The 15,140-nt window shown below is 34.3% G+C and carries 16 protein-coding genes; 9 read left to right on the top strand and 7 right to left on the bottom strand.

Features of this window, described 5'->3' with window-relative positions; genetic code table 11:
- Positions 1 to 122: 122 nt before the first annotated feature.
- The gene (locus C406_RS0102945; RefSeq protein WP_017379095.1) at positions 123 to 656 is read left to right on the top strand and encodes a DUF6143 family protein; all 534 of its coding nucleotides are present in this window, start codon (positions 123 to 125) and stop codon (positions 654 to 656) included.
- A 232-nt stretch (positions 657 to 888) separates the two neighbouring features.
- Here the strand turns inward: C406_RS0102945 and C406_RS0102940 are convergent, their stop codons facing one another.
- The 6 genes from C406_RS0102940 to C406_RS0102910 form a co-directional block, all read right to left on the bottom strand.
- A complete protein-coding gene (locus C406_RS0102940; protein WP_017379094.1) occupies positions 889 to 1,458 on the bottom strand; it encodes a TetR/AcrR family transcriptional regulator in 570 nt (189 codons plus the stop codon).
- Positions 1,459 to 1,462: 4 nt separating this feature from the next.
- Entirely contained in the window at positions 1,463 to 2,881 is a 1,419-nt protein-coding gene (locus C406_RS0102935) for an efflux RND transporter permease subunit (protein ID WP_017379093.1), read from the bottom strand.
- Positions 2,868 to 4,235 carry an MMPL family transporter gene (locus C406_RS0102930; RefSeq protein WP_017379092.1) on the bottom strand — a complete coding sequence of 456 codons (1,368 nt, stop codon included), beginning with the start codon at positions 4,233 to 4,235 and terminating at the stop codon, positions 2,868 to 2,870. Before C406_RS0102930 ends, C406_RS0102935 begins: the two co-directional genes overlap by 14 nt.
- Positions 4,236 to 4,510: 275 nt before the next feature.
- Complete coding sequence (locus C406_RS0102925; protein WP_017379091.1) at positions 4,511 to 5,125, bottom strand: NUDIX hydrolase; 615 nt, start codon at positions 5,123 to 5,125, stop codon at positions 4,511 to 4,513.
- 741 nt (positions 5,126 to 5,866) lie between these two features.
- A complete protein-coding gene (locus tag C406_RS0102915) occupies positions 5,867 to 6,532 on the bottom strand; it encodes an HAD family hydrolase (protein ID WP_017379090.1) in 666 nt (221 codons plus the stop codon).
- Between the two features lie 96 nt (positions 6,533 to 6,628).
- Entirely contained in the window at positions 6,629 to 7,255 is a 627-nt protein-coding gene (locus C406_RS0102910; RefSeq protein WP_017379089.1) for a class I SAM-dependent methyltransferase, read from the bottom strand.
- Positions 7,256 to 7,612: 357 nt separating this feature from the next.
- Between C406_RS0102910 and C406_RS0102905 the strand changes: the two genes are divergently transcribed.
- The 7 genes from C406_RS0102905 to C406_RS0102875 all read left to right on the top strand — a co-directional run bounded on the left by C406_RS0102905 (position 7,613) and on the right by C406_RS0102875 (position 13,895).
- Entirely contained in the window at positions 7,613 to 8,065 is a 453-nt protein-coding gene (locus C406_RS0102905) for an OsmC family protein (RefSeq protein WP_017379088.1), read from the top strand.
- Between the two features lie 422 nt (positions 8,066 to 8,487).
- Positions 8,488 to 9,522, top strand: coding sequence for an ABC transporter permease (locus C406_RS0102900; RefSeq protein ID WP_017379087.1), 1,035 nt, complete (start codon positions 8,488 to 8,490; stop codon positions 9,520 to 9,522).
- Position 9,523: 1 nt separating this feature from the next.
- Positions 9,524 to 10,198, top strand: a complete 675-nt coding sequence (locus C406_RS0102895; RefSeq protein WP_017379086.1) for an ABC transporter ATP-binding protein — start codon at positions 9,524 to 9,526, stop codon at positions 10,196 to 10,198.
- A gap of 185 nt (positions 10,199 to 10,383) precedes the next feature.
- Positions 10,384 to 11,058 (top strand): response regulator transcription factor, encoded by a 675-nt coding sequence (locus tag C406_RS0102890; protein ID WP_017379085.1) that lies wholly within the window; start codon positions 10,384 to 10,386, stop codon positions 11,056 to 11,058.
- A 77-nt stretch (positions 11,059 to 11,135) separates the two neighbouring features.
- A complete protein-coding gene (locus tag C406_RS0102885; protein WP_192812573.1) occupies positions 11,136 to 12,437 on the top strand; it encodes a sensor histidine kinase in 1,302 nt (433 codons plus the stop codon).
- 299 nt (positions 12,438 to 12,736) lie between these two features.
- Positions 12,737 to 13,195, top strand: a complete 459-nt coding sequence (locus tag C406_RS19265; protein WP_017379083.1) for a DMT family transporter — start codon at positions 12,737 to 12,739, stop codon at positions 13,193 to 13,195.
- A 67-nt stretch (positions 13,196 to 13,262) separates the two neighbouring features.
- Complete coding sequence (locus C406_RS0102875; protein WP_017379082.1) at positions 13,263 to 13,895, top strand: LysE family translocator; 633 nt, start codon at positions 13,263 to 13,265, stop codon at positions 13,893 to 13,895.
- Positions 13,896 to 14,108: 213 nt separating this feature from the next.
- Here the strand turns inward: C406_RS0102875 and C406_RS0102870 are convergent, their stop codons facing one another.
- Positions 14,109 to 14,447 carry a winged helix-turn-helix transcriptional regulator gene (locus C406_RS0102870; RefSeq protein ID WP_017379081.1) on the bottom strand — a complete coding sequence of 113 codons (339 nt, stop codon included), beginning with the start codon at positions 14,445 to 14,447 and terminating at the stop codon, positions 14,109 to 14,111.
- 138 nt (positions 14,448 to 14,585) lie between these two features.
- Between C406_RS0102870 and C406_RS0102865 the strand changes: the two genes are divergently transcribed.
- Positions 14,586 to 15,080 (top strand): lactoylglutathione lyase family protein, encoded by a 495-nt coding sequence (locus C406_RS0102865; protein ID WP_017379080.1) that lies wholly within the window; start codon positions 14,586 to 14,588, stop codon positions 15,078 to 15,080.
- The last annotated feature ends 60 nt before the right edge of the window (positions 15,081 to 15,140 follow it).

Genomic DNA, 15,140 nt, shown 5'->3' with positions numbered 1-15,140 from the left:
CGTAAAATGGAAAAGTAACATTTATCAAGTAGATTATGCTTAAATTCTTTTATTTTTAAATATATTTGTCGAAACATTTCCTTTCAATTTACATAGACTTTAGAAAGGAGTGAATTGTTCGTATGCCAATGTTTAATAATGAGCGATTTATTAAAGCTGTCAACATACCTAACCCATTATATCAATCTTTACAGGGGAGATATTTTGTTGGACAAACTGAAACGATTCGTTTCGGAAAAGGAAAAAATGCTTGGGGAGGCTTAATTAACCCCTCTAATTCAGATGTGAATTTATTTGTAAATGCATTTACCGTTACCAACCATTCTAATCAACCTTTTATAGCTGAAATTTGGTTTAATCCAAAACCTCCTGGAAAATCAATGATTTCGGATAAGGTAACACCTGCAAATACAACTCTTTCTCCACTTCCAAAGCCTGAAGTAAATATCGCTTTTGCAGAACTTGTTGAAGGATTTCCGAAGAGAGGGATAAATTCATTTAAGCGAATTGTATCTCCAAAAAGTACTTTGACGAGTGATGAAGATGGAAAATTCATTTTTTCATCAGGCGATTCATTTATTATTTTTTTAGTTTCACCAGATAATGAAATTGTTAAGGCAGATGTTGCATTCGGGTGGTTTGAAATAAGGGAATAGCAACATAAAAAAACTAATAGATTAACTTAGTTATTGTCTTATTGAACTAAAGCATGCTTATATCTTGTATAAATATCTTGGATTTTGTACTTGTGGATGTATGGTTTACTTTATCGTTTCAATTAATGTTTTACTAACAGGTACTTTAGTAAAACAAAACAGTCAAAAAAAATGAGCTTGGAGATACATTTCCAAGCTCACTTAAATAAACCAATAACTTTAACATAGCCTTTTATAATAATGTAATTAATGATTTTACATACTTATTTACTAATGCTTCTTTGTCTTCATCATTTAACTTGTAATAAGGACGCTCGTTAGGAATGATAATATGACTCAGAAAAATTCCTACTAGCTGTCTGGCACATAATTCAGTGTCAGCCTTCTGATTTTTTTGAGTAAAATGGTGATCTAATGCTTTTTTTAACTGTGCATGAATAATCACAGGGAAATCAATATCGGAACTCAAATTGCCTTTCAAACTTTCCGAGATAAGCATCTTAACTAAAGACGCATTTTTGGAAAGTGTCTTCAAGCGATTATCAATTGTTCCTTTAAGAAATTCTTCTGTATTTTCATGATCAGCTAGTTGCATCACCTTGGAATTAAATTGTTTTTCAAGTACATTTTTAATAACTGTTTTAAATAAATTTTGCTTAGTAGAAAACTTCCGAAACAAAGTAACTTCTGCAACGTCTGCTTCTTTGGAAATTTCCTGTGTGGTTGCCTGAAGCCCTTTATTGATGAAAATCTTTACAGCTGCTTGCAAAATTTGTTCAGTTTTATCTTTAATTGACTTCATCCCCCTAATTTACCAGTGTATCCTTTTCTATTCTAGGTTTTGTTTTTACAAAACGATCTAAAATAATCAAGACAGCTGGCATCACGACAATTGTACTGAATAAAGCTAGTGAAATATTGATTAGGGTCATCATACCAAAATTACTCAAGATGACAAAATCTGATACAAGCAAAGCACTAAAGCCACCAATAGTTGTAATGGCTGATGCGAAAATTGATTTTCCAGTTTTTTGGTTTGCTATTCTGATAGCATCGATGCTTGAACTCCCATTTTCACGTTCTTCATAAAATCTTTCCATGATTAAAATGGTGAATTCTGTTCCAATCCCTATAATCAATGCACCTAGCGTCGCCGTTAGAGGTGTATAGCTTATTTCAGCTAAATACATCACGGCTCCTGACCAACCAATGATTAAAGTAATCGGTAACAAAGGAATCAAAGCCTTAATCGGGTGTCGGTAAACTGCAAGTAAACCTAAAAATACAAGGGCCATGCCTAGCAAAGTCATTTTGTATCGCCCAGTTGTCAATCCAGAAACCATTTCGACATCTAACACAGATTTTCCTGTTACCATAGTTTCCATATTATCTGGCTGGTTATCGATAAGGTACTGATTCAAATCATCAATAAAGTTTTTCAACGGCTCAGCTTCCAGATGTTTTATTCCGACAGTGATTACGCCTTTCGTGCCAGACTCGTTAATAAGTAACTTCTGTTGTTGATCTGGAATATCATCCATTAATCCTTCTAACTCTGAGCCTGTTGGGATTTCCCCATCATTCAATTTTTTTAACACTTCTGTAATTGAATTTGACTTAACCACCACTTGTGAAAACTCTTTTTCAATCTCAATTGTTGTTGCATCTACCCAGTTAAGAGAACTTGAGGACAAGATATCCTTACCCTCAAACACGATAGAAACTTGATCGGTTGTACCAACAATATCTCTTAATTTATGAATATCTTTCAGGACTTGGGTATCCTGCGGCATAAATGTCTCGACATCAGTCTCTGCCTTAGCGTCTAAATCGACCCATATCCCAAAACCAGCTGTAATGATGGCTATGAGAATTATCCACCATCTGAGAGCAACCACTTTTTTAGTAATTCCATCAAGAAAATTTTCAATTCGGGAAGATTTAACTGTCTTTTTCGAGCGTTTAATAGAAGCTTCACTTGAGAAAAAGTAATCCCTTGTAAAAAGGAGTGGTATCAATATGAAAACACCGACAATGAAACTAATAATCATACCAATAGTTAACATTTTTCCGAAGTCTTGAATCATAGGGACGGGTGATGTGTATAGAGAAATAAAACCTAGTGAAGTTGCTATTAAAGCTGTCAAGACTGCTGGTACCATTTTCGTAACGGTACGATATAAACTTTTATGTGCGCGACTATTAAATTTTTTATTCAGCTTCATAATGATCCTCACCTTCTTCCATTTCTTCGGTATATCGACTCTGAAATTGGATGGCATAGTCAATACCTAAACCGATCAGAATAGGAAATACTGCCATCGACACCATGGTAATCGGGATGCTAACCCAGCCCATAATTCCAATTGTTCCAATTATTGCTATCAGTACTATCCCTAAAGGTAAAATGCGCCATCTAGTTTTAAACGTAATCATTAATACAATAATCATTGCGATGAGAGCAAGCATCATCATTTTTTTCATACTATCCTTCATGGAAGATTCAATTTCCCCGTCCAGTACCGGCTTTCCAGATACAAACGTTTCTGTCGTTGTTAATGAATGCTGATTAAGATAAGAGTTAATCGATTCTACTACCTCACTTTTGTCGACATCACTTACTTCTCCTTTGAATTTAATTGACATCATCATGTATCTGTCATCCATAACCAGCTCATTGAACATATCTTTTAGTTGCCCTTCGTCATCGTAAATCATATAATCAAGGGTTTTTTGCGTTTCAGGTAGTCCTGGGGAAAGGGTATCAGAATATTTTTGCATATTGTTCATATTCTCACTGATAGATTCCAACCGACTTCCCATTTCCTTTAATCCTGAACCCAGTTCCTTTAATTCAACTTGCTGTTGTATTTGTTTTCCTTGCCCTGACGTCATATCGTCTGTCGTTTGAAGTGCTGGGGGTTTGGATTCAATTTGTTTCAATTGTTCAGAAAGTTGGATCAACTTTTGACTGTATCCCTTCAATTGGATGATTTGTTCTTTTACTTGAGGGTTATCAGTTGGCATAGAAGATGCCGTTCTATCAATGGCTATTCCGAATTGTTTGATTTGCTCTTCATATGAGGCCTCTGTGCCTTTTTGCTGCGACTCATTACCCGATTCTGTTTTTATAATGAGGTTATCTCCAATATTATTTAACTTTCCACTCATTTCATCAAGACCATTGATGACCTCTGACAAACCTTCCTGATACTTTACAGACTGTTTTTCGGCCATCTGATTTAGGAGCATCACAGGGCTGATGATGCTGTAAATATTTTCATTTATTCCAAGTTGTTTTTCCACCCCCTCCATATGCTTGAGATTATCTATGGTAAGTAAGGATTTCTGATCTTCACTCTCGTACATGACGATGATCGATTCACCACCAAACTCTTTTTCTAAGGAAAGATTGTCTTGATATACATCAGATTCACTGCTGACTAAAGTATCATTACCGGTTGCCATTTCTACATTTCGTGCTCCTACTGCTAAAACCACGATAAGTAAAACAGTGAAGAGGATCGTTTTTAATGGTTTATTCTTTAATAACCGGGACAATTGTTTAAGGATGAACATAATTATTAGCTCCTTTTCATAATTCATTCTATGTTAGTGTGTACTAACATACATTAATTCATTTATAAGTTTTATGCAAGTAGTAAGTTTGGATTTAGATGCTTCTAGATGAATAGGCATCAATCCCACTAATTTGTTTCATACAGTGACTAGTAGAATTTATATAATTTTAAAGATTCGTGTCTTATACACAAAAAAATCCATCAACGCATTGGTTGATGGATTTCATTATTATTTAAGCAATCGTAGTTGTTTCTTGACTGGTGATGTATGCCTTATTTAATCGTATCAATAAAATGTTTTAAGATCCTAGCAGTTAATCCCCAAATCGTATACTGCTTATACTCATAAAACCATTCCTCCATAGCATGGGATTTCCATTGATACTGATCACCATTTGCAATTTTATCGTAAGGAAAATCGTGTGATGGCTGTGCTTGAACGGGGACCATATGCTTATAAGGTTGATGATTTAACAGCCACTGGACCGGTACCGTGAATACTTTTTCCACTTCTGCTTTGTTGAGGTTATAAGTATGATGATTATCAATAGTCGCTATAAATGGGTAGATAACAAATGATGAGGTGGGAATAAATGCGCTCATTTGTCCCAAAACATGGATGGCTGATGGATCAATGCCTAACTCTTCATGGGTTTCACGGACGGCTGCATCCAAAGGTGTTGCATCTGTTGGATCTATTTTTCCACCTGGAAAACTAATATCCCCTGGTTGATGTCTCATTGTCAGTGAACGAACTTCAAAAAGGATATGCCATTCATTATTTACTTGAACAAGCGGAATTAGAACCGCAGAACGCATCGCAGTCTCTTCGCCGATAAAAAGTGGCTGATTTTGATTTAACCCATTTTTAATCTTTTCTAAAAACATAGAATCTCTCCTAGATGCATAGTGTTATATCCTCCTATATTACCATGAATGAATTCTTGTCATGAAATAAGAATGTTTCTATTTCAAATTGAAGCTGGATCCAAGAAGCAGGGAATTTAGTCTAGGTATAGCAACGCTAGTTAGAAAAATGTAATCTAGCTCACTCTTATCTACCTATAGTTGATACACCTTTTCACCTTTGGTATAATATAATTAGATAATGAGTACATTAAAAAAAGACCGTTTGGTGGTCAAAACACCAAACGATCAATATAATAGCAGGCTCCCTTCAAGGGGATTGTCTAAATGAGAGTAATAACCCATCTGAGCTCGAACTCAAGGATGGGTTATTTTTTATGGTTAAATGAAAGGATCAATACAATCAATGTCGTAAAAGTTACCGCAAACATCAAAGCTTCGAATACTGACATGGCACCACACCCCTTTCGGACGGGAGTGATTCAACCACCCTTAAGTAACCCATTCTATTATTCTTATATCATACCACACATACGTTCGTATTTTTAGTTTTAAATTGAGTGATTAGTAAACATCAAAAATATGTTGGACAACTATACTGTCAAGTTTAAGTAGAAGTAATTATTGTCAAAGCTTCCATCAATACTCTACCGTTTCCGTTTCTAGAGTCGCTTTGGAACGACAATCCCTTCCAAGTAATTAAGAGAAGTTAATGATTCAATTCCGTTAATATCACTGATCCACTATATTCCCCAATTATAATTATTTGAGAATGTTCCATTTTAAAAGTTTCGCTAATTCTTCAACGCCGTTAGCAATATGAGTCGGGTTTTCTTGACTCAACTCCTCCAATGAACCAAAGCCGTAAGTTACTCCAATAGAGTCGATACCAGTATTATTTGCACCTATAAGATCGTGTTTACGATCGCCAATCATAATAAAATCCTCTTTCTTATAATCTTTATACCGATCGAATATGTATTGAATGATTTCTGTTTTTGATGTTCGAGTTCCATCTAGATTACTACCTACAACTAGTTCAAAATATTGGTCAATCTTAAAATATTTTAAAATTTGTTCCGCAAACACAGTAGCCTTGGAAGTAGCTACAACTAAGATTATTTGCTGCTGCTTTAAGGTTTCTAATAGTCGAGGAATTTGTAGATATAACTTATTTTCAAACATCCCCTTTGCTATGAATCTTTCTCTATAATAGCCAACTGCCTTTTTTACATTTTCCTCATCGAAAGAATAAAAATCAGCAAATGAATCTTGCAAAGGTGGACCAATAAAGGATTCTAGTTTGTTTAGATCTGGTTCAGCAATATCCATTTTTCGCAGAGCATATTGTACAGATTTAGTTATTCCAACTTTAGGGTCTGAAAGAGTCCCATCTAGATCAAATAATATAATTTTATATTTCTTCAATTTCAGCTTCCTCTCAACATCAATTTTTACGCACATCTCTAATTTAATAAAAAAACTACCCTGTAAAGGCAGCTAATTCTTCCACTAAAATACATATCATCTTGAAATAATTAATACACCACCACAGTGAGATTCAGAATGAAATTCACATGTACATATGTTTTTTAGTGATGCGTTTATCTCTTCAAATACAAAATAAAATTCATCATTATCCCAATACTGAATACTAGTATTTCTGCATATTTCAAGTTTCTTTCTTGTTTGGAAAGCAATATCCCCAATTATAATTTTTCCATTATCAGCAAGTAAAGGTAGTAAACTCTTGACGAAAATGACTTTATCTTCATCAGCCAAATGGTGTAATGTATATGTGCTTATGATAGAGTCATACTTTTTTTCTTTAACATAATAAGGTAAACCATTTGAAATATCCCACTCTATTAAATTTGCCATTGGCATTTTTTCTTGTGCGAAGCCAATCATCTTCTTGGAAAAGTCTAAGCCATCTATTTGATGACCATTTTCATATAGTTTACTGGTTAAAATCCCTGTTCCGAACCCTATATCTAAAACCTTTGACTGCTGCTTTTGCATAGCTTCATTAAAAATAACATTTAAAATATTTTTGTATCCAGCAAAAGGATACAAATTATTCTCTTCACTTACTTGTACAGTTTTATCGTAATCATGTGCCCATAAGTCAAACCCTTGGTTGTTTAACACGCAAGTTCCTCCTATTAATTGATCAAACTATCGAACGTAGTTGAATTTAAGTATCCATTAAAATAAACAATCTCGAATAGTTGCTCATCATTTCTTCTTACCTTTTGAAGATTGCTAATTATTTTTTTTCATATAAATCCCACTTTTAATAGATACATGTAAATAATAACATAATTCCTTTCTTTATTTCAGAATAATTAAATAAGTTAAATATGAAGACCAGTTTTTTCTTTTTTGATAGAACAATTTCATTTAATTGAAATTTTACAATGTAAATGTTATAAATTATTGACGAGTATTTTTTTCATCATGATTTAATATAGTAATTTATAACTATAATTATATGGAGGTATTATCATGGAAAAGCACTCATTTCAACTATCATTAGATTGGAAAGGCCCTCGCACTGGTGTAGGGCAATTAGAAACAAAAACGTTAAAAACTCAAGTATCTGTTCCAAGTGAATTAAAAGGTCCTGGAATCGGAACTAATCCAGAGGAAATGTTATTAGCAGCTGCAGCTACTTGTTATACAGCTACGTTAGCGGCAATGTTAGGATTCAATAAAATTGAACAAGTTGCTTTAACGGTTAAATCAGAAGCAATTGTAGCAGTTGCGCAAAGCGGAGCTCTAACGTATGAAAAAATCATTCACCGTCCACATATTGTATTAGCAGCTGGCACGATAGAGCGTACTCTTTCGTTAGTAGAACGTATCGCAAAAAAAGCAGAAACAGCTTGTATGATTAGTAAAGCGCTTGCTGGAAACGTTGAATTGGAATTAGATATTAAAATTACATTAGATGAATAAATTAAAACAGCCCGTCCGAGATAATGGACAGGCTGTTTTTTCACAAAAAATAGTTTTAATTATAAGCGCGAGTTGTTGAAGATTTTTAGCTATTCTTGATTGTCCCATCCTACAACCAGGCGTCCTCTGTTAATTCATTCCATTATAAAGTGAAATTTTTAGCGTGAATTATTAAGCCGCAAACCCACTGTTTCTCCAATCCGTTCCCTGCTTCCCTGCATATCAAAAATAAAGGAATTGCCAACCCCCATTACGTTTTACTCATTAGTTTAAGTCATCCTCCATATGAATCCTTTTTTTAAGATTCCATCGTTTAATAAAGTTTTGCCTTCTCAACACGAATGAATTGTAATCCTTTGTTCATGTTTAGTTCATCATCCAAAACTATACTCTAATTAGCAAGTAGAACTGGAGGAAGTTATATGAATATTGCATGGAAAGAGATCAAGAAAAGCAAAGTGCGTTTCATGATTTTAGGATCTATTATATTTTTAATTAGTTTTTTAACATTTATTATTTCTGGACTAGCGAATGGTTTATCTCAAGATAATGCAGCGATTATTAAAGATCTGCCAGAAGGGCAATTTTATATGAATACAAATGCAGAAGAAATTTTTAATGCTTCTAAGATTGATGGCAAACTTGAGGCTAACATCTTAAGTAACTATAAAGAGTCTGTAGCACTTTCCATACAAATGGGCTTTCTGAATGATCGTAATGGTAAACAACAAAGTGTTGCTTTTGTAACAACAACTGAATCCCATTTGTTCGAAGAGCTTAATAAAGGCGAAGTGATAGTAGATCAATCATTGGAAGATGAAGGAATGAAGATTGGAGATACGTTAACGAACAATCAACTCAGTGGCGAATTCAAAGTAATAGGTTTTGTAGACCAAAAGAAATTTAGTCATGCACCTGTAGCTTTTATCAATACGGATGATTACAAAGAGATGTATAAATTGAATGAGATGCAATTAATCTATATCCCAGGACAAGATGAAGCTCAATCATTCTCAGGACTTCAGTCATTTTCTACTAATGAATTTCTAAAAACAATTCCAAGCTACAGTGCGGAACAACTCTCATTAAATATGATTACTTGGTTTTTAGTAGTAATTAGTGGGATGTTATTTTCAATATTTTTCTACATGATGAATGTCCAAAAAATAGGGTTGTATGGAATATTAAAAGCTCTTGGCTTCAAAACTATTTCATTATTTGTCATGATGTGGTACCAAATGATTTTTATTACCCTGATTTCTCTAGGTATATCTATTATTTTAAGCCAAGCATTTGCACTAATAACTCCTAAAGGGTTGCCTTTTGATTTATCTATTGGAACTAGTATTCAACTGTCTTTAATCTTTGGAGTTATTGGATTTGTTGGGGCTACAATTTCTGGGATTCAAATTAAACAAGTTGAACCTATTCAAGCAATTCAACAAGGAGAGGGTTAATATGACCATATTTCAAATTAATGATGTTAAAAAAACATTTAATAACGGAGAAGTAAAAGAGCAAGTATTGAAAGGGATTAATCTAACTCTAAAAGAAGGGCAAATAACTGCATTAGTAGGTGCATCTGGATCAGGAAAGAGCACTATGCTTACTATAGCAGCAGGACTTCAACGTGCAACTGAAGGGCGAATTTTTTTTCAAGGGATAAATTTAAGTGAAATGACCCAAGAACAAATTAGAAAAATTAGAGCAAAGCAGTTTGGCTTCATATTTCAGTCCTCTCATCTTGTTCCGTTTCTTTCAGTTGAAGACCAACTTACACTCATGCTCGAAATCTCTGAAGTAAAGCTTAAAAAACAAGAACAAATAAAAGAAGTAGAAAAGTTACTCAAGTTGGTAGACATGTATCATCGCAAAGACGCTTTTCCAGCATCTTTATCAGGAGGAGAAAGGCAGAGAGTAGCCGTTGCTAGAGCGTTGATACACAAGCCAAAAATGTTATTTGCAGATGAGCCAACCGCAAGTTTAGATTCTAAAAGATCAATAGACATAATGAACTTAATTAAAGACTTAACTAAAACCATGAAAATTACAACGTTGATGGTAACACATGATGAAGAAATGCTGTTATATGCAGATAACATAGTTACCATGAGAGATGGTTTAATTAAGTAATTGTAAAATAATAAATGATAGATACTAGTTTCCATATGTCCAATTTTAGTTTGGCTTACGGAGCCTATTTTGATTAACTTCACTTGTGGTTATAATACTAACTATAGACTTGAAACATTCACATACCTAGGAACCACTTAAGCAATTAGAACCTGCTACTGTTTATATCATGAAAGGAAGAGAATATGACAAGAATTTTAGTAGTGGACGATGATCAAAACATGGTGAAATTTGTGCAAATTGAATTAAATCGCTATGGCTATGAAGTAGTCTCTGCATATTCTGGTAATGAGGCTCTCTTATTGATGAAAACACAAAAAGTAGATCTAGCCGTAATCGATATTATGATGCCTGGAATAAATGGATTTGAAGTTACAAAAGAACTTAAAAAGATTTACGAGATACCTGTTATTTTATTAACCGCAAAACATCAAATTGAGGACAAAGAAAAAGGATTTAAATCAGGTTCTGATGATTATATAGTAAAACCGTTTGAATTTAAGGAGTTACTCTTCCGAATTCAAGCCATTTTGAGAAGATATGATAAAAATCAGGATGCGATTATATGTATTGGCTCAATAAAAATTGATGGTAGAAGCTATGAAGTTCAGACTGCTAGCCAAACCCTGATGCTTCCTCTTAAAGAGTTCGAAGTTTTACGTCTCCTTGCTTCTCGACCTAAGTCTGTTTTCACCAGAGATCAAATTATTGAGAGTGTCTGGGGCATCAACTACGCAGGCGATGATCAAACCGTGAATGTTCATATTAAACGGATTCGTAATAGACTTTCAACATGGGCACCAGATCTTCAAATCACAACAGTACGGGGTGTTGGATATAAACTCGAGGAAGAAACATGACACACTCCCTTTATGTTAAGTTCATATGGTTTACCCTTTTAACTATGCTTATAAGTAGCGTGACTTCCTTTTATGTAATGAATACGTATTACCACCAATTTGTTAAAGAAGATAATGATGCCAAGAACGTAGCTATAGCAACTGAAATGGCGACATACTTGGAAGGTCTTGATTCTTCACAGCTTAGCCCAGCGTTAAAGATGTTAGGTGCATCAGGTTATCAACTTTATATTGAGGATGAAAATGGTATTGGTTTATTTTATGGAGGAGAGTACCGTGAAAAAATATTATCAAAGGATCTAATCTCTACTGTTATAGCTGGTGATGTATATCACGGTATGCTTAATTTCCCTCGAAAAACGTTTGTGACAGGTTTTTTTGCAAATGAATTGAAAAATTCCGTAGGTGTACCTTTGACAGTTGATGGCATAGAACATGCACTTTTTATTCGTCCAAACATCGACATGTTGTTTGGGGAACTTCGTCTTTTATTCGGAGGTCTTGGCATCGGTCTAATGCTGTTAAGTATTTTAGGGATGATCTTGGTAGCTAGAAAACTCATTCATCCTATCACTCACTTAACCAATGTAACCAAAAAAATGGCCATTGAATCTTTTGATGAACCAATAAATATCCATCGAAAAGATGAAATAGGTCAGTTAGCAGAAAGTTTTCAGCTTATGCGTGGTCAATTAAAAGAGCTACTAAAAAAGCGAAAAGAATTTGTGAACAACGTCTCTCATGATATTCAGTCTCCACTCCATAATATTCAAAGCTATCTTACATTATTAGATCAGCCCGACCTATCCAAAAAACAACAAACTGATTACCGAAATATTGTCCATATAGAGACTACTCGACTTTCCCAATTAACCAAGCAATTACTTTCATTAACTACTTTGGATGAAGTAACTAAACTTCAAGATTTAGAACCACTTTCTATTAATACACAATGGATAGAAACCATTAAAAGATTTCGATGGAAGTTAGAAGAAAAAGAAATGGGCCTCTCACATTCCTTAAAAGCTGACAATATAATGGGAAATGCGCCATTGCTTCAAACTGTGTGGGAGAACCTATTGAGTAATGCGATTAAATATAGCGAGCAGAATGGCAATATTTACATTGAAACATTTAACGATGATAACCAAATCACTATATCTATCCACGATGAGGGTATCGGAATGTCTGAAGAACAGCTAAATCAGGCATTCGATCGATTCTATCGGGTAGATAAAGCACGAAGTCGCAAAACAGAAGGAACGGGGCTAGGTCTCGCTATAGTAAAGAATATTATTCATTTGCATAAAGGTAGCATCACAGTTAAGACTGGACTTCAAGAAGGAACAACAATCAGTATTCACTTACCAAAAGAGTAACTTTTCATCCACTCCCCTGTTACTGTTGATATTTTACTATAAAAATTAAACAGTAACGGGTTGAACAGTTATTTGAATCCAGATTTTAACGCTCTTCAATCCCTTGTCATACAAAACCATCTGTATTATCCTTTTCCAAGTTCGCTAAACAGGTTCGATTAGCAAAAAGAGTACACTTTTATTGTGTACAAAATCGCAAAAAGCTGTAATGTTAAGGTAATCTTTAACCTGCCTATATATTTTATTCACCACGTATTTGCTAGATTATTATAAAAGGTACCCAATTCCCATCCCTCACATTGTCTAATGGAGCGATTTTAGTTTTAATTGCCGCAGTTGCAACATCCGTGTTCTTTGTATTTCAAAAAACATTGTTAACTCGTTACAATCCGATCGAATTGACAGCTTATTTTACTTGGGCAGGGACGCTTCCGTTTTTCTTTTTTTCGCCCGGACTTTTTACATCCATTCAAAACGCCACAATTGAAGCTCATTTATCTACCCTTTATGTCGGAATTTTTCCAGCTGCCATTGCTTATGTCACTTGGGCCATTGCCCTTTCTTTAGGTAATGCAAGTTCAGTAGCAAGTATGATGTACCTCGAACCGGCAGTTGCGATTTTGGTTGCATGGATTTGGCTAAGTGAATGGCCTACAACTCTTTCATTAATTGGAGGAATTATTGCACTCTCGGGTGTTCTCATCATAAATGTCCAAGGTAAAATCATTCTTCCTAAAAGTTGGACACGACAAATTTAATTGTCCTCTTTTTTCTTAGGGAGAAAAATACATAGGTGAATACATAATTTATATAAGGAGAATGAAAATGTTCGGCATTGTAAACTTTGAAATTTTTATTATGACCGCTATTCTTTTAAACCTAACCCCAGGATCCGACACCATGTACATAATAAGTAGAAGTATTTCTCAAGGAACAAAAACAGGTGTTTATTCTGCGCTCGGGATTACATCAGGGTCTATCATTCATACTTTGTTAGCAGCCTTTGGTTTATCTATCATCTTAATGAATTCTATTTTTCTATTTAATACCGTTAAAATAGTAGGTGCTGTATATTTAGCTTTTTTAGGCATCAAGATGATCCTAGCTAGAAAGACCACTGCTCCTGAACCAAAACAAGTTCAAGTAATGTTACATAGAAAGATATTTCTCCAAGGGATGATAGTCAACGTGACAAATCCTAAAGTGGCACTATTCTTTATTGCTTTTATACCTCAGTTTATCAGTCCAGAAAATTCAAGCCCTCTCCCATTTCTACTCTTAGGTCTTACTTTTTGCGTAACTGGCGGCATATGGGGCTTTTTTATTGCTAATTTCTCTTCTCAATCCACAAATAAATTAAGGGGAAATAAGAACGTTCAATTCATTTTAACTAAATTAACAGGAATCGTTTTTATTGCAATGAGTATAAAGTTATTAAAAACAAAGGCTACTCAATAGTAGAGATTTAAATTTGAGATGATTATTCCTCCCAGAAATGAAGAGAAATATGGATTCCATTTCTTAAGTATTCATACAAAATACACTTATTATCAGATGATAAGCCGTTCAGTATTGATTCACTTTCCCTTAAATAAAAACCAAAATAGGCACCCAATTAGCAGTACGATTGGATGCCTATTTTTTATTGTTATACCACGGCTTACATCTTTTTCAATTTAATTTTATATCGTTTTCTTTAGCATATGCTTCAGTCCAAGTACATAAATGATTGATTAAGGGGATTAAGCTAGTTCCAGATTCGGTCATTGAATATTCTACTTTAGGCGGAACACAAGCAAAAACTTCTCTAGAAATAATTCCTCTTTCTTCAAGCTCTCTTAGTTGTTCAGTTAGTATTTTCTGAGTAATACCTGGTATAGACTTCTTTAGTTCCCCAAATCTTTTAGGCTCACTTATTAAATACCATAAAATCATAAGCTTCCACTTCCCACCGATTAAATCTATGGTAAGCCCTAAAGCACAAACATATTCCTTCTTAACTTTACTCATTTTGTCCTCCCTAGATTCATCAATAGTATGGTTTTCGTACCTATGGCACAAAATAGTGCCGTATTGCTTAAATAAAGGGTACTTCGTATACTAATTTTTATCAAGAAAATACAAACACAGAGATTGGAGAGTTTAGAAATGACATATCCAAGAGCGTTTTCACACATAGGATTATCCGTTACAAATTTAGAAGAGGCTGTTAAATTTTATAGCGAAGTAATGGGATGGTATATCGTAATGGAACCATCGGAAGTAGTTGAAGAAAAAGATTCAGCTATAGGTCAAATGTGCATAGATGTTTTTGGAGAAGGATGGAAAACATTTAATATTGCTCACATGGTTACTTCAGATGGAATCGGAATAGAATTATTTGAATTTAGAAATAGTCAAAAACCAGAAGATAACTTTGAATATTGGAAGAGTGGCGTCTTCCACTTTAGTATCCAAGATCCGGATATAGAAGGAATGGTACAAAAAATAGTTGCAGCTGGCGGAAAGCAAAGAATGCCGATCAGAGAATATTATCCTGGAGAAAAGCCATACAGAATGTGTTATGTAGAAGATCCCTTTGGCATCATTTTCGAAGTATACAGCCATAGTTATGAAGTAACATACTCAAATGGAGCTTACTAAAACATTCTCTAGCATTTCCTAAAAAAAAGCCGAACTAAGTGACTTAGTCACTTAGTTGCT

The organism is Paenisporosarcina sp. TG-14 (assembly GCF_000297555.1).
GTDB classification, from domain to species: domain Bacteria; phylum Bacillota; class Bacilli; order Bacillales_A; family Planococcaceae; genus Paenisporosarcina; species Paenisporosarcina antarctica.
Note: the sequence above shows the minus strand (reverse complement) of the source record. Positions and strands in the feature narration are given on the sequence as shown.